Genomic DNA, 24,077 nt, shown 5'->3' with positions numbered 1-24,077 from the left:
TGAAAAAATTAAATCAATGAAAACATATATCAAACATAACCCTTGGCAAATTATTGAGGATACATTTCGTCCGGAGCATAACGAATTTTCGGAAAGTATCTTTGCAATTGGTAATGGTCGGATGGGGCAAAGGGCTAATTTTGAAGAAGACTTTAGCGGGAAATCCTTGCAGGGATCATATTTGGCTGGTATCTATTATCCCGACAAAACACGCGTGGGCTGGTGGAAAAACGGGTATCCTGAATATTTTGCCAAGGTCATCAATTCCGTGGATTGGATTGGATTGCATATCCTTGTCAATGGTCAGGTACTTGATCTGGCTAAAGCAAAGGTCACAGCTTTTGAACGCCGATTAGATATGCAGCAGGGTATGCTATACCGCAGTTTCGTTGTTGAAATGCCAGATGGTGCGCAGATTAAGGTTGAGGCAAGTCGAATGTATCATCTGTTTGCTTCCGAAACGGCTTCCTTGCAATACAGGATAGCGGCACTTTCGGACGACATAACGCTAACGGTCACTTCGCGATTAAATGCCGAAGTAACCAACCGTGATAGCAACTACGACGAAAAATTCTGGGAAAGTGTAGGCCAAGGTAGGGACGAGGATGGTATTTTTGTGGCTGCGCGGACCAAGAAAACGGGTTTTGAGGTATATGCTATGCTCGAGACTAGCATAAAGACTGCGACAGCAACATACGGCGTACAGGATACGATCATAAGTTCAGGTTGTATGGCTGAGGTCTATAGCGTGAATCTGGCTAAATCACAGACTTGTAGTATTGAAAAACGTGTCGCCATTGTTACATCGCAGAATCATGCGGTAGCTCAGCTAAAAGAAGTTGCTTATGCGCATTTGCGAGCGTTTAGAGGGCTTGACTTTGATCAGTTAAAGGAAAAGCAGGCAGCAGCATGGCAAACGGTCTGGGCAGAAAGTGATATTGAAATTAGTGGTGATGTCGCCGCACAGCAAGCGATACGGTATAATATTTTCCAACTCAATCAAACCTATACCGGAGAAGATGAGCGGCTCAATATCGGTCCGAAAGGGTTTACGGGTGAGAAATATGGCGGTGTCACCTATTGGGATACTGAAGCGTACTGTATCCCTTTTTACCTCGCTACACAATCACCAAAAATTGCACGCAATCTATTGATTTACCGCCATCAACAATTGGATAAGGCCATTGAAAATGCCGCCAAGCTGGGATTTGACAAAGGAGCAGCGCTCTATCCCATGGTTACGATCAACGGGGAGGAATGCCATAACGAATGGGAGATCACCTTTGAGGAAATCCATCGCAATGGGGCCATCGCATTTGCCATCTACAATTATGTCCGTTATACAGGCGATGAAGACTATATTTGGTCACATGGTTTGGAAGTGTTGGTGGCGATTAGCCGATTCTGGGCACAGCGTGTCAACTGGAGCGCCGAACGTGGGCAATATGTCATGTTGGGCGTAACGGGGCCGAATGAATATGAAAACAATGTGAACAACAACTGGTATACCAACCGCATTGCCTCCTGGTGTCTGGAGTATACGCTCGAATGTTTAAAAAAGCTGGCGCAGCCGAAGTCTGACAACCTTAGTGCATTGAAAGTTAAGCTGGCAATTGGAGCTGAAGAACAACAAAAATGGCAGCATATCATTGATAATATGTATTATCCTTTTGATGCGCAACGCAATGTGTATTTACAGCAAGATGGTTTTCTGGACAAAGAGCTGATTCCTGTGGCGCAACTCGATTCATCACAACGTCCCATTAATCAGCATTGGAGCTGGGATAGGATTCTGCGTTCCTGTTATATCAAACAGGCTGACGTATTGCAGGGTTTTTATTTCCTCGAGGATCAATTCGACCGAGATACACTAAGCAGGCATTATGAATTCTATGAACCACTGACAGTACATGAAAGCTCACTTTCTCCTTGTGTACATGCGATATTGGCGGCTAAACTCAATAAAGCGGAAAAAGCGTACGAGTTTTATCTGCGGACTTCGCGTTTGGATCTGGACGATTATAACAACGATACCGAAGATGGCTTACATATTACGTCCATGGCCGGTACGTGGATGACGATCGTGGAAGGTTTTGCGGGAATGCGGATCAAGGCTGGAAAACTTTACCTCAATCCCATGTTGCCGAAAGAATGGGACGGGTATAAATTCCGTGTATTATTTCGTGGATCTACCTTGTTGATCGCGGTACATGCCGATGGTTATACGATCGAAAATATCAGTGATACAGCGGCTCATATCCAAACAGCAACCGAAACTTTCATACTCAGTGGACTGAGCAAAAAACAGGTGCCGCAGGTTAGATAAACCCTTGTTTTCAGCAGCAGAAATGGATTCTTTTGCTGCAGGGCTAACGCATTAAAAATAAAAAATTCAGGAGAGTTTCCACATTTTTAGGTTTTCGATGTTGGTAATATGTGTTTCGTTAATGCTCTGATGGAGGTATCTTTGTTCCATCATGTTAGAGAAAAAGAGTACCCTCCATCACTATTTTGAACAGTTTCCCGACCACCGGATTAGCCGGAACAAGAAGCATCTTTTGAGTGACATCATCATTCTGTCGATCCTTGGTGTACTTTGTGGTGCTGAATCCTGGGATTCCATTGAGGCTTTCGGTAAAACCAAGCTTGGTTTTCTCAAAGGTTTTCTCAAACTGCCTCATGGGATTCCCTCACACGACACGATCAATCGTGTCTTTAGCGGTCTTCGGCCCAAGTTGTTTGAAAAAATGTTCGTAGAATGGGCAGGTAGCCTGAAGAATGAGTCGATCAAAAAGGAGGTCATCAGTATAGATGGGAAGAGCATTAGGGGTTCAAGGGATAGTTTTCATTCCCAGAGTCCAATACACATGGTGAGCGCATGGGCATCCAGTAATGAGCTGGTATTGGGACAATTGAAAGTCTCTGATAAGAGCAACGAGATCACCGCAATCCCCCTTTTATTGGAACTGCTGGACATAGAAGGGAGTATCGTGACCATAGATGCTATGGGTACCCAAGTCGATATTGCACAGAAGATCGTAGAGAACAAGGCGGATTATATCCTATCGGTCAAGGGAAACCAACAGGAACTATTGGATCAGATAAAGGGTCGATTTGAAAACCAGCTTCCAGCAGACGCAGATCTCGCCCAGGAGAAAGGGCACGGACGCATAGAAAGCCGTAAATGCGAGGTGATCACCGACCTTACCTTCATAGACAACAGTATTTCATGGGCTTCAATAAAATCGGTGGTACGCATAAGTTCCACAAGGGAGATAGGAAACAAGGTGACCACAGAACAGCGCTATTATATCAGCAGCTTGAATGAAAAAGCTGCACATTTCAATAGTTATATCAGGTTACACTGGGGCGTGGAAAACAAGTTGCACTGGTCACTGGATATGATATTTAATGAGGACAGGCAAAGAAAGAGAACAAAGAATGCCGCCGACAACTTCTCATATATTAGAAAAATAGGACTCAATCTGCTCAAAAAGGATACATCAAAGGGCTCATTGGTCACAAAGAGACTCAAAGCGGGATGGGATGATAAGTATCTAATGCAAATTTTTAATCAAATTTAAATGCGTTGACCCTGTCTTTTGCTGCTGAAAATCGGGATTAAATGATAATTAATTGTATTTTGTCTTAAATTTTGATTGCCTATTATGGGAAATAAACCTGAATTAAGCATTAGCCAGGTCGTCAATATGAGTTTTGGGTTTCTGGGGATACAAATGGGTTTTGCTTTGCAAAATGGCAATGCCTCCCGTATTCTACAGACTTTTGGTGCTGATGTGGAACACCTTTCGCTATTTTGGCTTGCGGCTCCGATTACGGGGATGATTGTACAGCCAATTATAGGGCATTATAGCGATCGAACCTGGAATAGATTGGGCCGTCGTCGACCCTATATTTTGGTGGGGGCGCTGTTGACCACTTTGACTTTATTTTTAATGCCCAATGCGGCATTGTTTACAACATTACTGGCGCCACTTTGGATAGGAGCAGGCTTACTGATGTTTATGGATGCGTCCATTAATGTAACTATGGAGCCCTTTAGGGCCTTGATCGGCGATAATCTCCCCAGCAGTCAGCGGAGTCTGGGTTTTTCGGTACAGACCTTTTTAATTGGTATTGGAGCTGTTTTGGGATCACTGCTTCCGTTTATACTGACGAAGTATTTTCATGTAGCGGGAACTTCCGAAGTTGGGCAGGTACCCAGCAATGTCATCTACTCCTTTTATTTGGGCGGTTTCGTACTACTGCTGACGGTGTTGTGGTCTGTGTTCAAAACGAAGGAGTATTCGCCGGGTGAACTCCAGAAATTTTCGGATACTATTGCAGCTGAACAGGAAGCAGCACCAAAATTTGGCTTGCGATCCATTGTTAGCGACATCGGTAAAATGCCAATGATTATGCGTAAGTTGGGTTGGGTGCAGTTTTTCTCCTGGTTTGCCCTCTTTATGATGTGGGTATACACAACTCCGGCGATTGCAGATTCGGTTTTTTACTTGCGCGAAGGCAATCGGCAGGATCTCTATATGGAGGCTGCCAACTGGGTAGGTGTGCTCTTCGGTATTTATAATGGGGTTTCGGCAATATATGCCTTGTTTATTCCGCGGATAGCCAAACGCTTCGGGCGTGGAAAAACGCATGCTCTCGGCCTTTCCATTGGCGGACTCTCTTTAATTTCATTGTTCCTGATCAAAGATGCTAATCTCCTGATCCTTCCCATGATCGGTATTGGTATCGCTTGGGGGAGTATTCTGGCGATGCCGTATGCAATTTTGAGCGATCATTTGCCGGCGGGTAAAATGGGGGTTTATATGGGACTTTTCAATTTCTTTATCACCCTGCCTCAGATCGTGTGTGGTTTTTTCGGAGGCATGATCATCAAATATTTTTTTCACAGCCAATCGATTTATGGATTATTGTTGGCCGGTGTATTTATGTTGCTGGCGGCATTTTTCGTTCCAAAAAGTAAACACTAAGGTCATTATCGTAGACGTATTGGATCTAGCCTACGTCTACGATTTTTTTCTCACTTCGCTCGAGTCCCTCAATTGGATTTTATTCGCTTCCTGAATCTATCCTGACATTCTTTCGTTATCTTGGGCAGTTTTCTACGCCATCGGGATATTCATCTCGTTCCATGGACCAAAAAATGAGTATCCATCACTTGCTGTTTTCAAGAATATAGCTGCTCGGTGACATTCCGTAATGTTTATGAAAGTCCCTTGAAAAATTGGATTGCACGGTGTAACCAACCATAGTGGACACCTGAGTAATGTTATATTCTTTTTTGGTGAGCAGTTCTGCCGCCTTTTTTAATCGTGAAATATTGATCAATTCATTGGGCGTTAGGTCAGAGAGCCCTTTGATTTTGCGGTAGAGGGTTGGACGGCTCATATGCATCAATTTGGCCAGTTCATCGACATTGAGGTCTATCGTTGAAATATTTTCGTAGATAACCGTATTGAGCTGGCTGATAAAGTCTTTGTCCGGTGCAGATACATTGATATCCATTAAATTGGAACTTGAAGAATTGGTGAAGTAATTCTTGATAATTTTGCGGTTCTTGAGGATATTGCGTATTTGTACCATGAGGAATTCAAGCGAAAAAGGTTTTTCGATATAGGCATCGGCACCATTTTTTAAACCTTGGATTTTTGAATCCAGTGCATTTTTTGCCGTCAGGAAAATCACGGGAATATGACTATACAGAATGTCCGTTTTGATGCGTTTGCATAAGGCGAGCCCATCCATAATGGGCATCATAATATCTGTCAGTACGAGTTGAACATTCTCTTGATCTAATATTTCGAGTGCCTCGGCACCATTGCTGGCCCGTAGTATCGTATAGCTGGTTTTTAATTCTTTATTGAGGTAAGCCAGTATTTCTTTATTATCCTCGACGAGCAGAATCACTGGTTTTTCTTCCTCCTGTTCATCCAATTTATCATTCAACAGGTTATCGTCGCTATCTTCCTGAAAAGATTTGATATCCAGCGATTGCTCCTGGAAAATTGGCAGAGAAAGAAGGAATATATTGCGGTTTTCCTCCAGATGTACAAGGGATAAGGTTCCTCGGTGCAATTCGACCAAAGAGCGGGATAGAGGAAGACCAATGCCAGTTCCCGTATCTTTATCGGATTCGTTTAACCGATAAAATGGTTCAAATATTTTTTCTCTCTTCTCAAAGGGAATGGGCTCACCGTCATTCTTAAACTCAATATTGAACATAATATCATCGCTATTGAAAGGAAGGAGCTTGACATGGACTTCTTCATCCGCATATTTGATTGCGTTGTGAATAAGGTTAGTAAAAATTTTTCGCAAAGCTTCTTCATCCACATAAGCAGTGAGGCTAATGCGTGGAAGGCTGAGGTCATAGTGCAGCTGTTTATCTTTCGCCAGATAATTTAGATCGTGGAATACTTCGGATAGCAGGGCGTTGATATCCGTTTTCGTAAAAATAAGACTCATATTGTTGGTTTCTGCTTTTCTAAAATCCAGTAATTGGTTGGCCAGGCGAATTAATCGCGCTGTATTTTTTTCAATCAGTGCGAGATCTTTAACCGTGTCGCGGTCGGTGAATTTTTGATTATTTATTATTTTCTCCAGGGGCATTTTGATCAACGTGAGTGGCGTACGGATTTCGTGGGCCAGGTTGGTAAAGAACTCCAGCTTGAGATTATAGATTTCCTGTTCTTTTTTTCGTTCATAACTATCCATCTTTTGCGTATTGTTGGCCTTTAATAGTAAAAAATAATAGCGCAATACGAGCAGGGCAATCGTACCGAAGCTCAGAAAATAAAGTAAATAGGCCCAGCCTGACAACCACCAGGGAGGGGAAACGATGATAAGCAGTTTTTTTTCGGCCGGATTCCAGACACTGTTATTATTTGCGCCCCTGAACTTAAACGTATAAGTGCCCGGTGGGAGTTTATTGTAATAGATCTTTTGATTGCCAGTAATATCGGTCCAGTCTTTGTCATAGCCTTCCATGATATAACGATAGGGATTGCTTTTTGGGGACACAAAGCTCAAGGCTGCAATATTGAAACTGATATTGGAGTTATCGTAGGTGAGGTGGATCTCCTTTGATAGGGAGATGGACTGTTTCAGTATGCCATTTTCACGAACCGGTATGCTCACATTGTTGATCTGAATACCGCTGATGAATATAGGCGGAATAAAACTATTCTTAATGGATTTTGTGGGGTTGAAGCTGACCATTCCTTTGATGGTGCCAAAATATAAGGTCCCGTCGCTATCTTTAAAAGCTGAATTATAATTAAACTGATCTGCGGGAAGCCCGTCCCTTGATGTATAGATGACCCTCCGGGGAATACCCTCATCCAGTCTGACCAATCCACCACCCGTTGATATCCATATACTCTTATTGTCGTCTTCCAGGACTTTGAATACTTGGTTTGACGGTAAGCCCGATTCGGTCAGATAGTTGGTGAAACGTCCATCACGTCGGTATTTTGAAAGCCCACTTTCAGTACAAAACCAGATGTTTTTTTTGCTGTCTTCAAATAAGCCATTCACGTAGTTATTGACGAGCGTATTTTGTTTGCCTTGCTCGGACAGTAAATGCTGTATCTGTCCCGAGCTGCGATTATATTGATAGACCCCGCTGCCATAGGTGTTGACCCAAAGTATGCCATATTCATCTTCATAAATACCCTGGATCCAAGCCGTAATGGGAAGGAGATCAAAACTGTCGCTTTTTTTGTTGTAGACGTATAATGCGCGGTCTGTCCCTACAAACATACTGTTGTCTTTGGACTTATAGATGCAGACGGCAAAGCTACTTTGTAAAGAACCCTTACCGATGCGGTCATAGTGTTTTTTTAATTTTCCGGTCTTTACGTCAAGTATATCAAGGCCATGTGTTGTGGAACCCACCCAGAGGTCATCGCCGATCGTGGCCAAGCCATGAACATTATTATGTGCAATACTTCCCTTTTTTCCATTGGCAACAAAATGTTGGATTTGCTGCGTCTGAGCATCTATTTTATTCAGGCCTCCATCTTCTGTGCCTATCCAAAAATTTCCATATTTATCTTTGTTAATGTCGTGTACGATATTTCCCGATAAGGCTGATTTACCAAATCCGGATAAGTATTTTTTGAAATTGTCGAATTGGTTGCTGTATTGATTAAAGCCGCCAAAAAATGTCCCGAACCAGATGTTGTCTTCACGGTCCCGATAGAAATTCAAAACAGCGTTGTCCGATATGGCGAATGGATTGAGCAGATCTTTTTTGATATGTTGGCTTCGACCTGTGTGAATATCATACGTATATATTCCGGTCTCTGTTCCGATCCAGTAGACCGACTCTGTTTGTTGAATAATGCAATTCGCCTGAATGACTTTGTTGGGGTAATGGCTGGCGAATAGATTTTTTAGCGTTCCGTTTTTAAAATCAAATAAATAAGCTGAATTGATGGTGCCGACCATCAGCAGCGAGTCGTTAATGGCATAGACGGTCTTGGTATTGGACAGTGCTTTCCGATCTGTTTTTTTGAGCGCTATTTGAACAAATTTGCCCGTGTTGACTTGATACCGTTCGATCGTACTGTTATTGTCTGTTGTCCACAGGCCGCCTTTTTTGCTACTGGTAATGGCCACCAAGGTGTTTTTGTTTTGGTCGAATGAGACGATCTCTGTCGTGTAAGGATTATATCGATAGAGTTTTCCATTGGAAAGCAACCAGATAAAACCGGCGTATTCATGTATCGCATTTACTTCACCTATCGGTATACCCTTAAATGGTCTGAAATTTTCTTTAACGGGATCGTAACAATAGGTCCCCCATGTCGTTCCGACCCATAAGATACCTTGGCTGTCGGTAAGGATGCTTAATATGGATGAACTCCCGATACTTGTTGAATCCGAAGCGCTGTGCCGAAACACCTTAAATTGATTGCCGTCAAAACGATTAAGGCCATTCCTTGTCCCTAACCATAGAAAGCCCTGTACATCCTGAGTAATACACTTAACAGAACTATTGGAGAGACCATCGTGGGTTTGATAATTTTTGAAATAGAGCGATTGAGCCCGTAAGTTAGTCCATACGAGTAGCAGGCATAGGATAGGTATAAAGGTTATTCCGCGCAAAATTTATAATATCTATATAAAAATAGTCAATTAAAAGATAAAAAAGAGTTTTGTTGATACGCTTTGATATAAAATTGAGACGCTGTGATTGGAATTACAATAGGGATTTGGCGATTTTTATAGTACAATAAATAACCAAAAATAAACGTATGCCTTGCCCTAAAATTATGACAGCAAATTGCTGTATTCTTATTTTTCAGCGCGTTACTTGTTCATCTCTTGCCCTGATGCGAGCATCAGCGGGGAGTTTGTTTTTTACGACAGTTTTCAGGTCTCAGAATAGGTATTTGTATGCAGACTCAACGACAGTCGCACGAAGGTGTCCGTAGATCTCAGTCTATATTTTGTACTGTAAACATTGAAATCACTTCACACTATTTGAGCGAGAGATCGCCCAGAAATAATGAATCAATTAAACCAATCAATTTAAACGCGTATGAAAAACAAACTACTTGCGCAATGTTTCATGATACCGACTTTAATGCTTGTTACTTTTATAGCAGCAGCCCAGACTCGGATCTTGAAAGGAAAGGTCGTGGATGAGACCCAAAGTCCATTGACGGGCGCCACGATCAAAGTAAAGGGAACGAACACGGCAACAACGACGGATCCTGAAGGATCCTTTTTGTTGAATATTTCAAATGATGCCAAATTCCTTGAAGTATCGTATATCGGTTACGCACTGAAAGAGGTTCCCATTGCCGGAAATGACATGACGATTGCTCTTGAACCCAGTACAGATCAGGGGCTTGAAGAGGTTGTTGTCATTGGTTATGGTACCGCGAGAAAAAAGGATCTGACCGGCTCTATGGTGACCATCGGAGCAAAGAATTTCAATAAGGGCATTATGACAAGTCCCGATCAATTGATCCAGGGAAAGACACCTGGCGTAATGGTTATTAACAACACTGGGCAACCCGGCGGATCGACAACTGTACGGATCCGTGGTAATTCGTCTATTCGTGCAAGCAATAATCCGCTATTTGTTCTGGATGGTGTGCCAATGTCAGGTAATTCGCCGTTGCCGGAAGGCAGAGGCGGGTTCTCTTCGGATAGAGGTAATCCATTAACCTATTTGAATCCGGGTGATATTGCGAGCATGGATATTCTAAAAGATGCATCCGCTACAGCTATCTATGGTTCACGTGGAGCAAATGGGGTTGTCATCATTACTACAAAAAAGGGAAAAGTAGGCTCTCCAGAAGTTTCTGTTGGCGCATCCGGAGGTGTATCCTCCATGCGTGAATATCCAGATGTATTGAATGCGGCAAGATTTAGAGAAGCATTGAAATACTACACACCATCTGATGCTACTAATGCCGATTTTGGAGGCAATGAGGATGCGTTTAAGGCGATTACACAAAAAGCAATCACACAAAATTATTATGCTGATGTGGCCGGAGGAACCGAGCATGGGAAATATCGCCTATCTGGTGGTTATCTAAATCAGAACGGTATTATTCGGGGTTCACAATTGAAAAAATATACGGCTAATTTTACAGGCAACTTCCGTTTCTTGGAAAACAAGCGATTGGGACTTGATTTTGCGGTATTCTTGACGCAAATGGATAATAAATATGCACCGATCAATGCAATGGTTGGTTCGGAAGGTAATGTTATTTCGCAAGCTTTGCAGTGGAACCCGACCAGACCTTTACGTGATGAACAAGGTAATCTGACTTTTGTCAGTACAACGACACGTAATCCATTGACAAGTATTGAAGCATTCAAAGATATAGCGACCACCAATACCATGGTGGTTAACTTAGCACCCTATTATAAAATTACCGATGACCTAGAATACCGATTCATCTATAGTGCGATGCGTCAGACAGGTAATCGTCAGGGAATGTATCGCGCGGGACTGATCGATCCGTCCACAAATAAAGATGAGCAAGCTTTTATTTCCAATAATGGTGAAACCAATTTGCAGATGACGCATATGCTCTCTTACAACAAACAAATTAACGAAGATTGGAGCGTGAATGCAGTCGCTGGTTATGAGTACCTAGATTACAAATTCAATAATAATATTATGTTCGGTCGAGGTTTTAGTTACATGGGACTAGATTATTTCGATTACATGCAATATTCCACGGCGGCATTAAGAGAGGTAGCTTCTTACAGAAGCCCGACCAACCAATTACAATCGCTATTTTTACGTGGAGGTTTTAACTATTTGAATCGTTATTTATTGACAGCAACAGTCAGACGGGATGGATCGACCAAATTTGGTTCCAATAACAAATATGCAGTATTTCCATCTCTTGCAGTCGCATGGAATGTCGCTGAAGAACAATTCTTAAAATCCAGCGGCATTTTTGATCAATTAAAAGTAAGATTGGGCTGGGGAAAAACAGGTAATCAAGAATTCCCTTCCGGAGCTTCACAGGACCGCTTGGTTTTTGGAAACCAAAGCATTAGTCAGGCTAACTATGGTAATCCGGATTTGAAATGGGAAACCTCCACCACCATAAATGCGGGTATCGATTTTGGTATCCTGGGCAACCGCCTCTATGGCTCGATCGATTACTTTAATAAGAAGACCACGGATGCGCTATTTGAGCAAACTTTAGCACAGCCAGCACCCGCAGGTAGGATTTGGGTGAATCTAGGCGGTGAGATCGTTAATAAAGGGGTAGAAGTAGCTTTGACGGGTACAATCGTTAAAAATGACAATTGGAATTGGGATTTAACCGGAAATGCGACATTTCTAAAAAATAGCGTCAGTGGCCTGATTGGTTATTATCAGACCGGAGCACTTAGAGGACAAGGCTTTTCGGGGGTATTGGGACAACGGATGGTAAATGATCAGCCATTGAATGTTTGGTATTTAGCCGATTATCAAGGGATTGATCCACAGACAGGCATGAGTATGTACCGTGGTTTAGATGGTAGTATTTCCTCTAAAAATGATCCGGCGATGAACAAGTTTTATATGAACAGCCCGAATCCAACAACTTTACTAGGTATTTCGACAAATATAAGCTATAAACAGTTCTCTTTGGCGGCTAATATGAATGGTGCTTTTGGCCACTATTTATTCAATAATACAGCTGCGACCACATTGGGGTTAAGTAATTTATCATCGCGAAATATTGGTTCGGCCTTCTTTGATACCTCAGTACAAGAATCCACATCCAATTCAGCATCAGCTTCTACCCGGTATCTTGAAAAAGGTGATTATCTAAAGATGGCTAACCTCACATTGAGTTATAAAGTGGGAAATGTTGGGAAAACACTTAAAGATCTGAGTGTTTCACTGACCGGACAGAATTTGTTTATCATTACCAAATATACGGGATTTGATCCTGAAGTAAATACGGATGGTGCAACAAATGGAATTCCGTCACTAGGTATAGAGTATTTGCCTTATCCGCCGGCTCGAAATATTCTATTGGGAGTCAATTTCTCATTATAAGCACATAGATAAGTTATTGGGCTACATTAAAAAAAAGAAAGATGAAATTAAAGACTTTATTATATATAACAATTGCAGGTTCTATTGTGACAAGCACATTCTCCTGCACAAAGCTGAAAGAAGAATTTAATGGAGAACTGGGCGAAGGCAATACCAACGTCGAAGCAGGGGGCCTACTTGTTACAGCTTATACCTCTTTAAACACACCTTATCAGCAAGATCAGCGCTGGGTAATGCAGGAGATATCAACGGATGCTGCAATAGCGCCTACGCGTGGGGGCGACTGGGATGACAATGGGATGCACAGGGCAATTCACCTCCATACATGGAATGCTGATAACGGCTATATGAATGATACTTACGTGAGCTTGGGAACAGCAATTTACAATGCCAGCAATGTTTTGCGCTATAAGCCCAGTGCCCAGCAAGCTGCTGAAGCGAAATTTATTCGTGCGTTGGCAATGTTTGATATTTTGGATCTATATGGTGTGGTGCCTATCCGTGAAGGAGAAGCGATGGATGATTTTAGAATAGCGCCCGAGGTTTTACAGCCGCAGGCGGCCATAGATTATATCATCAAAGATCTAAATGAAATCATGGCAAGCCTGCCTAATAAAGGGCCCGCCTTTATTGCGAATAAAAATGCTGCAAGAACTTTGTTGATGAAAATCTACCTCAATAAGGGAGCGTTTTTGAATAGACAGACACCTACTTTTGCAGCGGAGGATATGAACAAGGTAATTGCGCTTTCAAAAGAAATCAGAACAAGCGGCTCATACAGTGTGTCGCCCGCAGGTAAGTACTTTGATAACTTTGCGCCGGACAATGACCTGAAATCAACGGAGAATATTTTTACGCTGTTTAATAAAAATGGAGAAAGAGGTGGTAATGTTGATCGTACGTGGAATACTATTGCCCACTATAATATGAGACCCGGGGGCTGGAATGGCTGGTGTACGTTGTCAGATTATTATAATAAGTTTGCGGCGTCTGATGAAAGAAGAGGGATATATTATGACTATCCTTCGGATACCACAGAAAATAGAACCCAGTCTTATCATCGTCAAAACGTAGGTTTTTTTGCGGGACAGCAATATGACTGGAAAACAAATGAACCTTTGAAGGCCAGAAATCCTGGAACTGCACCGCTGGTTTTTACTCCAGAAGTAACCATTCGGACGTCGGGAGCTACCTTAGAAACAGCAGGTATAAGACCTATGAAATATGCATTTGATTATGCTGTTACTGGCCAACGCAATAATGACTGGGTGGTTTACCGCTATTCTGACGTGTTGTTAATGGAAGCCGAAGCCATGCTCAGGGGGGGAACCGGAGGTGCGTCAGAAGCGCTCAACTTGGTTAATAGTATCCGCACAAATCGAGGTGTTGCAGCGTTTACAGCCCTAACTTTGGACAATCTATTGGATGAACGCGCACGGGAACTGTATTGGGAGGGCTGGCGAAGACAGGATTTGATCCGATTTGGTAAATTTTTGCAGGCTTGGCAAGAAAAAGAAGCTGATCCGGATCCAAAAACGCTTGTCTATGCATTACCTAGTCAACAGATAGCAGTTAACCCCAACCTGAAGCAAAATCCAGGTTATTAATAAAGAATAGCTCAGGTGCTGGCAAAAAAGTAGCTTGAACGATTTTGTATCAAAGGTATTTAGATTGTAGGAATTTCCCCCTATAATCTAAATACCTTTTTTCTTTAGATAGACAGATGAATGGCTCACCATGGTGTGGTTCGGGATTCCGTCGTGCTATAGTTAGGACTCCTTCGGGCCATAGTCGCCCCTGATTCGCCATGAGAACGCCATGAATCCGTACTGAGTCCGTGATGAGTCCGAGTTAAACACGGACTCATGGTTTAAGCAAGAGGGTCTTATCCCGCATATAACTGCACTATGGGGCGAAGAAGGGGTATCGCAGGCCCGAAGCAGACTCGAATCAATGCCGAAAGGCTGTATTACATGGACTATATTTATATGAGCCATTTATAAAACAGGTATGTGTTTTATTGTTACTTAACAGCGTATTGGCCAGCGTTGATCCGGCACATTTATTTCGAGCAAGACCAGCGTATGTTTTAATTCTCTTTGTCATTGATTGCTATAAAAACAGGGAGATTTTACCGTATTTTATATTCAATAAAAAAGGTGTAAATTGAATTAATTATACAAGAGATGAAATAAATGGTAAGAATGATCTTTAGGCAGCTCTATTTGGTATTGTTGATCATGGCATTTTGCCAATGCCATGGCAATAGCAATACGGTAGCAAATCGTGAAAAACTTATGTCAAGAGTGGATACGTTGGAAAAAGTGGAATCTGTTACGGGGCAGTTCAAGTCGAATAATCAGGTTATTCAATTAAGTGATGCAATGGAAAAGTTACTTTTTGTGCTTAATAAAGGTGACATCTATCTTCCTGAAAGCGGTTTTTTCTTACACTTGAGTCAGGTAGACGCCAAACGGCTGGGGACAGCATATATTTTATTGATTCCCCTTTTTCCCGATAGAGAAAACTTATTTTTCACCTATGACCAGGATTTTACGTTTGAGATAGTCCCTATGCCAGGCATGGAAAATTGTTATTATACAAAGAATGTTACGTTTTTCAATGCACATAATAAAGACAAGATATCGTCAGAAAATGACCGTTATCCAGCTACTATTTTTAACCAGCCTACATTAAAAGATACCATCGAATGGTCGATTTTTTCTGATTATCGCGACCTGCGCCATGTACCACAGTGGATAGATCATTTAGACAATAATCAGCAGGTTATCGTTCACTATGTAGGTTGCGCTGAAACAACTGATGGAGGGTATGCCATACATGATTACAGACCTACTACAGTGGCTGACCTTGCGAGAAAAAGGTTGAATGATGTCAGTAATCAGATGGAATCTTTGGGCGTACCGGGGGCCGAGGCTTCGCAACAGGAATGGAAAACCTGGTTAGATAAGGTAATCAGTCTTAATCCTAAAGATCAGTTCTCAAAAGGGGGGGCAAAAGTATGGACGAAGACCTTTCAGGAGAACACCAATGGGCTATTTGCCTTAGATGAAACAAAGGGCAAGATCATCCGCTTGCACCCACAGCCGGATTACCTGAATTTTAAGGATCAGCAGCTGTTGTCTATCAATCCTGCGGACAATAGTATACAGGTCGGTAAAATTGCTTCTTCACAACAACCAAATGCAGCGGAATTTGTTGATTTTAGGGTTGAAAATGGAACGCTATTCAGCATCAATAAGCTATTTCAATGGGGGCAATATAGCGCGGAACCAAGTAATGAAAAGACCACATTTTATAAAGAACGGGCTTCCAAAAAGTTGTTGCCAATGGTACGGGATATGATTATTGATCATACTTATATGACTCCGGAGCATAGTTATATCCTTTATCATAAGGACCAGACCGTAAATTATGAAATATTATGTATCAACAGTAGGACAGGGACAATAATAGCGCAAAAAACAGTAGACAGGTTGTTGGCTGAAGCACATATTGCCAAAGGAAAAATCGAGTATCTACCCTTCGCAACAATGAATAGCACTTCCCCGGACTTTCCGTTGCTGTTTAAATTAAACGAGGTCATCTATCACCTATCGCTCAATGCTAAATTGATACCTGTTGAAACAGTGAAGCTGCCCGCTAATTTACCATGGCACCCCAGTTATCTGTCTGCTGATAAACGGTCGTTTTATTTTGATAAAACCGATAATGAACTATTGTTTTATCCTATCGGTCAAAAAGAGTCCATACCATCGATCAAACTACAGGACCATCTTTTTGATCGGTATATCATGCTTCCAGATGGGGATAATTTTCGTTTCTTTTATGAATATGGAGACACTTTCACGCATGGCATAAAGACGGTTTTAATCAATGGTTCTACATTTAGGCAAGAGGGAGAAGCTGAGCTTGTTTATTCTTATGTGCCATTGGAAACGGAATCCAGTGACAATACACCCAATAATTTAAGAGCTTTTAAAATCGGAAAGAAATGGATAGTTACTTTTATGTTGGAACAGAAACTGATTGTGGCCGAAATTTGATTTACAATAGGATCCGTTTGAATCTAGGGTTGAATCCCAGGCTATAAAAAGAAAGACCACTTCATGCTTAAAATGAAGTGGTCTTTCTTTTTCTGTCGGGATGGCCGGATTTGAACCGACGACCTCCAGCACCCCATGCTGGCGCGATACCGGGCTACGCTACATCCCGAAATATTCCAATACGAATGTGGAGGATAATCCTAAACTCGTTTTTTAAAGAATAATTTTTTGGTAGCGCTAAAATAATAATTATTGACAAAAAATAAAATCTAATTGAAAAAAAATGGGATGTCCGACTTTTGACATCCCATTTTTTTAAGCTTTATTCGTATTCCCCCTGCATGCTCTTTCCAAATATTCAATCGTCGGGGGAGGCATTTTTTTGTTTAATGAGCATTGTCTAAAACTTATAGCCGACCATAATGCCAACAGTTTTGTTCTTAGCGTCTAAAGTTTTGTCCACACTCGTAAATCCATGACTGTAATAAGCGTCTACGGTAAAGCGACTGACATCGATTCCAATTCCGGCTCTGCCGTCAAGAGAGAATTTCTTATAATCTGTAGCCGCACTGGATTTGACGGTTTTTAGATCATAGTTTAATTGTGGTCCTAATAAACCGCGAAGGCTGAAATCACCGTTTTCTAAAAATTTATAGCCAACTTGCAGGGGAAGATTGACCTGGTAAAATTTAGGTGTCTTCTGATTATTTTCAAAAGTATATTCCTTTCGCAATAAACTGGCGCCAATGCCGGGTTGAAAGAAGATGCGATCCCCGACACGTGCAAATGCAGCGACAGAAACGCCTACTTTGCCATTATTGTCTTTAACAGATTTGTTTCCAAATGATGACATGTGATAGTTGCTTCCTACCTGTATACCATAGGTCACTTCCTGTGCTTGTGCCGTACCTGTTATTCCTAAGACTGTCAATGCCAATAAGGCCGCTTTGAAGGTTGTTTTCATGTTTGATATTATTTTTCGTTATCTATTTTCTAATGCACTTTTATCTTATGACAACGGAAAATCAGTATACCCTTAGAAAAAAAACATTTTTCTATTTTTAGATAATTAACTTTAGCACCGATCTGGGATAGAGGGGGCATCTTCGCAATTTAAAAGGTGACAGGACAAATTGGCCAAAGGCCCTTAATTTAGTCGGCATGACAATCATATATAGGATTGTGCAATAGACCGTTATTTTATGTAAAAAAAAATAAAAAAATAATAAGGGTAATAACTACTTCTGTTGTCTTAGTAATAAAGTAGATTGTTTAATCAATATGGTAGAGTAACCAATGTCGGAAAATAAAGAAAAGAATTTCGAGCGGCTTTTTCGAGCGCATTACAAGGAATTGCATCGTTATGCTTTTAGATATCTAGGGGATAGTGATGGGGCCGAAGAGGTCGTACAGCAAGTATTTCTACGATTATGGGAGAAAGACTGGGAGGAGCAGATTCATACTTCGCTGAAAGCATACCTATACCGTGCTATCTATAATGAAAGCATGAATGTCCTTAAGAAGGAACAGCGGAAGTTTAAATATCAGTCTTATGAACAGCATAGGCAGGAGTTGGAGCCGGCTGTAGATGAGAGCAGCAAGGATCTGGATGATAAATTAAGGGTCGCCTTGGCCGAACTGCCCGAAAAAAGCAGGACTGTATTCGAATTGAGCCGTTTTCAGGAGATGAAATACAAGGATATTGCAACAACATTGGATCTGTCCATAAAAACAGTAGAAGGGCACATGAGTAAGGCTTTGCGTCACTTACGCGTCGAACTTATGGATTATTTGACATTGATTATTTTCTATCTTATCTATATGTTATGAATAAGGAATTACTGGAAAGATATATCGTTGGGGAAACCAATGAAGTAGAGAATAATTTAGTACAGCGCTGGTTGGAGGAAGATCCCGACAACAGAGCAGAATACCTAAAAGTGAAAAATGTATTTCTATCTTATCTATACGCTATGAATAAGGAATTACTAGAAAGACATATGGTCGGGGAAACGAATGAAGCTGAGCGTATGATCGTAGAGGAATGGTTGGAAAAAGATGCTAATAATAGGGAGGCATATTTGCAAATGAAAAAGTTATGGGATAGCTTGCCTAAACCCCTGGAGGTTCCAGAAGTGGATGTGGATAAGGCTTGGATGGATTTTAAAATTGTTAGGGACAGAAGAGCATTGGAATCGACTGAACCCCCCAAAAGAAAAACAAAAGTGATCCAATGGAACTGGTGGGCCGCGGCGAGCATTTTGTTGGTCTGCATGGTGGGATTCTATGTGTTTGATCGTTCACAGCGGAAGGAAATGCACCTTGTGAGCCAAGAAGCCGTACGTCAGGATGCATTGCCTGACGGATCTATAGTCACGCTCAATAAGAATACTGAACTGGCCTATTCCAGCACATGGAGTAATAAAAACAGAAATGTGGAATTAAAAAAAGGAGAGGTGTTTTTTCGGGTGCAAAAAGATAAAAAACATCCTTTTGTGATCGCGACAGGCAATACGCATATAACAGTGCTGGGCACAAGTTTTAATGTGCGTCGCATTCCCAATGCAACGGAGGTCATCGTCGCCACGGGATTGGTCAAAGTGGCTTATGCAGATAAAGAGATTTTCCTACGGCCCGATCAGATGCTTACGATTAGAGATACAGATACCATGAAAGTTGCAAAGAAGCCTGTTCAGGATAAATTCTATAAATATTATGTAGACCGTGAGTTTAATTTTGAAAATACACCTTTAAAAAGGGTTATTGAGGTGCTTAGTCAAGCATACGACTATAAAGTTATGATCGGTGATCCTACTCTTGAAAAAATACCATATACTGCCGAATTTAAACAAAATAGCTTGGCAGAAATACTTAAGGTAATGGCAAAAAGCCTCGACTTAAAGGTCGAAGTGCGGGATAAAGAAATTCACTTAACAAGATAATCAAAAGCGATAACATGTTTTCGAAACAAAATTGTACAGATAGCAGCATGATACTATTTTTTATAAAGCGAATCAGGTTTTATATCCTCTTCTCTCTGCTATGCTCCTTTCATTGGGGGCTAGCACAGCAAAAGCTCGCTGCGGAAATTCAAATGCCCGCTTTCTCAAAAACTACGGTCGGCGAAGTCTTTCAGCTACTAAAAGAGCGGCAGGATGTGCTCTTTTCCTTTAATGGAAATATATTACAGATGGATAGTGTCATCTATCCCAGGGCTTATAGGGGAAATTTATACGATTATCTCGACGGGATTTTGGGTAAAGAATATAGCTTTAAGGAATTAGGCAAACATATTATCGTTCAATATACGCCGCAACGGATGTCGGTTGATTTTGAAGTACAGACCCCGAGGAAAGATAAGGTTGTGATCACGGGGTATATCAAAAATATCCGAACCAATAACCCGATTTCCAATGCCAGTATTTTTGACAGAAGCGCGTTGCTATCTACGTTGACAGATAAGAATGGTTATTTTGAATTGGATGTCAAGAAAAAAAGTAATCTGATCGCCGTTAATGTGAGCAAGGAGATGTTTCGGGATACAAGTGTAATGGTTATTTTCCCTATTGAAGCACAGATAGGTGACAAAAAGAAACGTGAGTATGGTTATTTTGAAGGCTATGAGGAGGATCATGGCCTTTATCGCTCATTTTTTGGAAGGGTCTTTTTGTCTCCTGCCCAACAGATACAGAGCATGAATCTCGGTGGTATGTTTTTGTATAGTCCTTATCAAATATCTATGACACCGGGATTAAGCTCACATGGTTTTATTCGGTCACAGATTGTCAATAAGTTTTCATTAAATATCATCGGCGGTGCAACCGCCGGGGTGAGTGGCGTTGAGCTCGGCGGAGTATTCAATATCAACCAATATAATATGCAGGGGTTCCAGGTGGCCGGGGTATTTAATACTGTCGGCGGTAATGTAGGTGGAGTACAGTTAGCGGGGGTAGGTAATCGGGTTTTTGGAACCGTTAAAGGTGTCCAGATTGGCGGAGTATTGAATAAGGTTGATACGGTAAGGGGCGTACAGATCGCTGGTGTTGCTAATACCGCAAAGGAAGCTGCCAGAACAACCCAATTAGCGGGTGTATTAAATAATAGCAGCGGAAATGTGGGCATCCAAATAGCGGGGATTGCAAATAAGGCAAAAAAAGTAAAGGGATTTCAACTGGCCGGAATTGTTAATATTGCTGATAGTAGTGATTACCCGATTGGTCTATTAAATCTAATCAAAAACGGAGAAAAAAGCCTTTCGTTGGCAATAGACGAGAATCGGTACCTTGGACTGCAGTTTCGTTCCGGAGGCAGGGTACTTTATAGTGTGTTATCTGTCGGTGCAGCTCTTGTTGATGATGGACCTTCTAAATATGCTTTTGAAGTAGGTCTGGGGGCAGTTCTGCTGAACACTTCTAAGTTTGCGCTTCGCACGGAAATTACGACACGTAATCATCTGACTGATAAATTTAAATTGTTGGATAATCACCAGTCTTCTTTCCGTATTATTCCAGCCTATAAATTAACTGAAACCCTGTCCATTTTTGTAGCACCAAGTTTCAACTATGCTGAACGGGATGAAGACACTATTTCTGGGACCGGTACCCGTTGGAAAACCTGGGGAAGAGACCGCACCAGAAATACGTTCTACGGTGGCGGTATCGCCGGGCTAATGTTAAAATTATAATTTAATTAAAACTATTTTGGGTACACAAGTGTTATACAAATAGCTTTTAAACATTTAACATTTTACATAAGCGCCCTTGTTGTATCAACAAAGGGCGCTTATGCTTTAACGGATATATCGTCTATATACGAGTATGTATAATGACCGTTTGAAATTTACGCTTTAACTAGACAACAACCGTGGCTGTTTTCAGTACATTCCGGTATGGGTAAGAATGAAAAACATGTCTACGTGCAAATCGTCCTAAAGAATCAGCATTGACAAATTTTACATAATCATTTCGTTGGACGCCAAAGTATTCATATTGACTGCCATCCTGGAAGGTGATTGTCAATATTTGGGCCTTCCAGTCGATATCCTGAATAAGCGAATTCGTAATAGTTTCTGTATAGATCGGTAATTGTTGTTCAATAGTTTCCGGGCAGATACTGACCAAAAAATGATAAGCTTCAATCATTTCTACACTCTTTTCTTCAGCAGCCAAACGACCTTCTTCGTCATTGACAAATTTATCCGGATGACATTCTTTCATAATCGTCCGATAGGTGGATTTGAGCGTTTTGAGATCCGCTGATTTATCCACATTTAACAACTTTCGGTAGTCGGCAATTTTTTTCATGGCGGCAAAGATATGCTTAATAATCAGATTATTTGTATTATCAGGGAAATAAGATTATTTTTTACCCAGGGTTTTGACATAGAGTTGTTCAACCTTCTCACGCGCCCAAGGTGTTTTCCGTAGAAAAGTTAATGAGGATTTTATGCTCGGATTTTCATTGAAACATCGGATGGCTATCCTTTGCCCGAGTTCTTCCCACCCATAATAGTCGACCAGATACTCAATGATGGTATCTAATCGTTTTCCATGTAATGGATTATTGACTTGTTCTTGCATGTTGTAAAGTTAGCAATCTTTGTATATTTTAAATGACTTTTTATTGCATTTCCATAGCAAGTAGATGGATTCAACAATATTTTTTATTAGAATTTCTTGAGCTGTTCGGCAAGTTTATCAAGCTGTTGCTCAAGTTTTTCGTCCCAAATATTTCCCGTCGCGTCGAGTTTGCCTTTTATTCCCTGGACAAGCAGGTTTCTCTCGGGGTCAAGCTGTGCTCCAAGTCCCTGCATGATGCGTTGCAATTCGGCATGGCCCGTCTCTCCTTGCGCTGACGCGGTAATAATGCTGACAGGCTTGTCGGTAAAAATAGTCGTCGCAGCGCACCACTCAAGCAGGTTTTTTAACCCACTGGGAATGCTGAAAATGTACTCTGGACTGCTGATCAATACCAGATCTGCATCCTGAATAACCTGACGTAAGGCAATGATTTCTATTGGTGGACGGGACGTGCTTTCCTCAGGATCGAAATGAGGCAGCTCTTTTAGACGGTCAAAGACAATCAGCTTCACCTCTGGATTTACCTTATGTTGAAGATGCCCTATGAGCTGGTGATTGGACGAATGTTCACTTGCACTACCTATTATCGCGAAAATGGTTTTCATTGAATATATTTACTTGTTGGACGCTAAGGCCCTGATTGTTTAATGTATAATTTTCAGTACTGGAGCTCAGTTGTGCCCTATAAGATTTTGAAACCGCTAATTTACGATTATAGATCCACACGATTGACATAGTTTTTAGCCTGAATGTAATTTTTTCGTTCCAGAAAAAATAGCAATACGGTAGGATATAGCGTGAAAAAATGACTACTATCGAAACTGTTTTCATGTCCCTTTAATAGAACCTCACAAATAATCATCACTAAAACTAACAGAAATAGGTTGAGTATGATAATGACTCTTAAGTCCCTTTTTCTTGAAAATTGATATTGGATGAAACTGGGGTAATCTATCGTCATAAAGGCAAGCTGGCTGAGTAGAAAGGTTACTGTGCCAATAAGAAAAAAGATACCCTGATTGGTATAAGATTGCATGATTAACGATTCTAATCCGATAAAATCTTTCCGGAAATAGAAAAAGGATACCGTTCCAAGTATAATGAAAAGAAATAGTCTGTACCCTTTTTTTTCGAGCTGGATCAGGTTGGTCAGTTTATTTAATGTATCAAATAATTTGCAGATGATCGCTGTAATAACGAGGCAAACAATACTGTTGATTTGAAAGGTGCCAAAAAGTCCAATAATATTGTCATCTTGGTCTGTCTGCAAATAAGCTTTTCGGATCAGAAGAAAAAGACAGTAAATAAGATTATAAATCGTCGCATAGAAAGAGATACGCTGTAACAATAAAAGCTTTCGGTCTTTCTTATGGCGTTCATCTGGAATTTCCGTCATTTCGACAGCAGAAATATTGGAAGGGGCGACTAGATTGGGTTGTCGTGAACCTTGATCTTGGTCTGTTTTATTTATGGACTGTGAAGACGTTGTTTGGAACTTGGAAAGAGCTGCTGGTTGTTCAGCGTCTTTCGGGTTCAGCGAAACCACACTGTTTTCGTCAATTTTGGGATCAACAATTTCGGTATCTATGCTCTCTTCTTTTTCGGAACGAAATTTTTGCGGTGTAAAATAGATGATAGTCTTACGGAGCAAAAAGATAATGATAGCGATCCATGCCAAAGCAAAGACCGTCAAAAATACCCATTTTATCATTAATAAACGGATACATAAGTAAAGTATTGGTGTGATTAAATAAGCTAAAATACCTTTTGGACGCATCTTCCGATGGTCTTTAAGCCACTTCAACACATAGAAGTTCAATACAATACAGATAAATAAGGTAATTATAATTTCAGACCACATACAGATAACTATAC

The 24,077-nt window shown here is 41.2% G+C and carries 15 protein-coding genes and 1 tRNA gene; 9 read left to right on the top strand and 7 right to left on the bottom strand.

The window, feature by feature from the left end:
- Positions 1-16: 16 nt before the first annotated feature.
- The 3 genes from G6053_RS21865 to G6053_RS21855 all read left to right on the top strand — a co-directional run bounded on the left by G6053_RS21865 (position 17) and on the right by G6053_RS21855 (position 4,994).
- Complete coding sequence (locus G6053_RS21865; protein WP_165308472.1) at positions 17-2,326, top strand: family 65 glycosyl hydrolase domain-containing protein; 2,310 nt, start codon at positions 17-19, stop codon at positions 2,324-2,326.
- Between the two features lie 151 nt (positions 2,327-2,477).
- Positions 2,478-3,584, top strand: coding sequence for an ISAs1 family transposase (locus G6053_RS21860; RefSeq protein ID WP_165306649.1), 1,107 nt, complete (start codon positions 2,478-2,480; stop codon positions 3,582-3,584).
- Positions 3,585-3,668: 84 nt separating this feature from the next.
- Positions 3,669-4,994, top strand: coding sequence for an MFS transporter (locus G6053_RS21855; protein WP_165308471.1), 1,326 nt, complete (start codon positions 3,669-3,671; stop codon positions 4,992-4,994).
- 184 nt (positions 4,995-5,178) lie between these two features.
- On the opposite strand, the gene G6053_RS21850 is transcribed toward G6053_RS21855, so the two are convergent.
- Positions 5,179-9,135 (bottom strand): two-component regulator propeller domain-containing protein, encoded by a 3,957-nt coding sequence (locus tag G6053_RS21850; protein ID WP_241254801.1) that lies wholly within the window; start codon positions 9,133-9,135, stop codon positions 5,179-5,181.
- Between the two features lie 436 nt (positions 9,136-9,571).
- On the opposite strand from G6053_RS21850, the gene G6053_RS21845 reads away from it, so the two are divergent.
- From G6053_RS21845 to G6053_RS21835, 3 genes are all read left to right on the top strand, one after another.
- The gene (locus G6053_RS21845; RefSeq protein WP_165308470.1) at positions 9,572-12,556 is read left to right on the top strand and encodes a SusC/RagA family TonB-linked outer membrane protein; all 2,985 of its coding nucleotides are present in this window, start codon (positions 9,572-9,574) and stop codon (positions 12,554-12,556) included.
- Between the two features lie 41 nt (positions 12,557-12,597).
- A complete protein-coding gene (locus G6053_RS21840; RefSeq protein ID WP_108635682.1) occupies positions 12,598-14,163 on the top strand; it encodes a RagB/SusD family nutrient uptake outer membrane protein in 1,566 nt (521 codons plus the stop codon).
- A 588-nt stretch (positions 14,164-14,751) separates the two neighbouring features.
- Complete coding sequence (locus G6053_RS21835; protein WP_165308469.1) at positions 14,752-16,623, top strand: hypothetical protein; 1,872 nt, start codon at positions 14,752-14,754, stop codon at positions 16,621-16,623.
- Between the two features lie 95 nt (positions 16,624-16,718).
- On the opposite strand, the gene G6053_RS21830 is transcribed toward G6053_RS21835, so the two are convergent.
- Positions 16,719-16,792 (bottom strand) — tRNA-Pro (locus G6053_RS21830).
- 231 nt (positions 16,793-17,023) lie between these two features.
- Positions 17,024-17,587, bottom strand: a complete 564-nt coding sequence (locus G6053_RS21825) for a porin family protein (RefSeq protein WP_241254800.1) — start codon at positions 17,585-17,587, stop codon at positions 17,024-17,026.
- Between the two features lie 332 nt (positions 17,588-17,919).
- Between G6053_RS21825 and G6053_RS21820 the strand changes: the two genes are divergently transcribed.
- From G6053_RS21820 to G6053_RS21810, 3 genes are read left to right on the top strand one after another with little or no spacing between them, the layout of a single operon-like run.
- Positions 17,920-18,453: an RNA polymerase sigma-70 factor gene (locus G6053_RS21820; protein ID WP_108635685.1), complete on the top strand. Its 534-nt coding sequence runs from the start codon at positions 17,920-17,922 to the stop codon at positions 18,451-18,453.
- Positions 18,450-19,565: a FecR domain-containing protein gene (locus tag G6053_RS21815; RefSeq protein WP_165308467.1), complete on the top strand. Its 1,116-nt coding sequence runs from the start codon at positions 18,450-18,452 to the stop codon at positions 19,563-19,565. Before G6053_RS21820 ends, G6053_RS21815 begins: the two co-directional genes overlap by 4 nt.
- 47 nt (positions 19,566-19,612) lie before the next feature.
- Positions 19,613-21,307 carry a hypothetical protein gene (locus tag G6053_RS21810; RefSeq protein WP_108635687.1) on the top strand — a complete coding sequence of 565 codons (1,695 nt, stop codon included), beginning with the start codon at positions 19,613-19,615 and terminating at the stop codon, positions 21,305-21,307.
- A 166-nt stretch (positions 21,308-21,473) separates the two neighbouring features.
- Here the strand turns inward: G6053_RS21810 and G6053_RS21805 are convergent, their stop codons facing one another.
- The 4 genes from G6053_RS21805 to G6053_RS21790 all read right to left on the bottom strand — a co-directional run bounded on the left by G6053_RS21805 (position 21,474) and on the right by G6053_RS21790 (position 24,063).
- Positions 21,474-21,926, bottom strand: a complete 453-nt coding sequence (locus G6053_RS21805; RefSeq protein WP_165308465.1) for a KTSC domain-containing protein — start codon at positions 21,924-21,926, stop codon at positions 21,474-21,476.
- A gap of 54 nt (positions 21,927-21,980) precedes the next feature.
- Entirely contained in the window at positions 21,981-22,202 is a 222-nt protein-coding gene (locus G6053_RS21800; protein WP_108635689.1) for a VF530 family protein, read from the bottom strand.
- Between the two features lie 86 nt (positions 22,203-22,288).
- Positions 22,289-22,807: an NADPH-dependent FMN reductase gene (locus tag G6053_RS21795; protein ID WP_108635690.1), complete on the bottom strand. Its 519-nt coding sequence runs from the start codon at positions 22,805-22,807 to the stop codon at positions 22,289-22,291.
- A 107-nt stretch (positions 22,808-22,914) separates the two neighbouring features.
- Positions 22,915-24,063 carry a hypothetical protein gene (locus G6053_RS21790; RefSeq protein WP_165308463.1) on the bottom strand — a complete coding sequence of 383 codons (1,149 nt, stop codon included), beginning with the start codon at positions 24,061-24,063 and terminating at the stop codon, positions 22,915-22,917.
- Positions 24,064-24,077: the final 14 nt, after the last annotated feature.

This window comes from Sphingobacterium sp. DR205 (assembly GCF_011064245.1).
Classification (GTDB): Bacteria; Bacteroidota; Bacteroidia; order Sphingobacteriales; family Sphingobacteriaceae; genus Sphingobacterium; species Sphingobacterium athyrii.
The sequence above is the reverse complement of the archived record's forward strand: the minus strand, read 5'-3'. Positions and strand labels throughout refer to the sequence as shown.

Coding starts and splice junctions, on each gene's coding strand:
- G6053_RS21865 (WP_165308472.1), top strand. CDS start 17: ATGAAAACATATATCAAACATAACCCTTGGCAAATTATTGAGGATACA.
- G6053_RS21860 (WP_165306649.1), top strand. CDS start 2,478: ATGTTAGAGAAAAAGAGTACCCTCCATCACTATTTTGAACAGTTTCCC.
- G6053_RS21855 (WP_165308471.1), top strand. CDS start 3,669: ATGGGAAATAAACCTGAATTAAGCATTAGCCAGGTCGTCAATATGAGT.
- G6053_RS21845 (WP_165308470.1), top strand. CDS start 9,572: ATGAAAAACAAACTACTTGCGCAATGTTTCATGATACCGACTTTAATG.
- G6053_RS21840 (WP_108635682.1), top strand. CDS start 12,598: ATGAAATTAAAGACTTTATTATATATAACAATTGCAGGTTCTATTGTG.
- G6053_RS21835 (WP_165308469.1), top strand. CDS start 14,752: ATGGTAAGAATGATCTTTAGGCAGCTCTATTTGGTATTGTTGATCATG.
- G6053_RS21825 (WP_241254800.1), bottom strand. CDS start 17,587: ATGAAAACAACCTTCAAAGCGGCCTTATTGGCATTGACAGTCTTAGGA.
- G6053_RS21820 (WP_108635685.1), top strand. CDS start 17,920: ATGTCGGAAAATAAAGAAAAGAATTTCGAGCGGCTTTTTCGAGCGCAT.
- G6053_RS21815 (WP_165308467.1), top strand. CDS start 18,450: ATGAATAAGGAATTACTGGAAAGATATATCGTTGGGGAAACCAATGAA.
- G6053_RS21810 (WP_108635687.1), top strand. CDS start 19,613: ATGATACTATTTTTTATAAAGCGAATCAGGTTTTATATCCTCTTCTCT.
- G6053_RS21805 (WP_165308465.1), bottom strand. CDS start 21,926: ATGAAAAAAATTGCCGACTACCGAAAGTTGTTAAATGTGGATAAATCA.
- G6053_RS21800 (WP_108635689.1), bottom strand. CDS start 22,202: ATGCAAGAACAAGTCAATAATCCATTACATGGAAAACGATTAGATACC.
- G6053_RS21795 (WP_108635690.1), bottom strand. CDS start 22,807: ATGAAAACCATTTTCGCGATAATAGGTAGTGCAAGTGAACATTCGTCC.
- G6053_RS21790 (WP_165308463.1), bottom strand. CDS start 24,063: ATGTGGTCTGAAATTATAATTACCTTATTTATCTGTATTGTATTGAAC.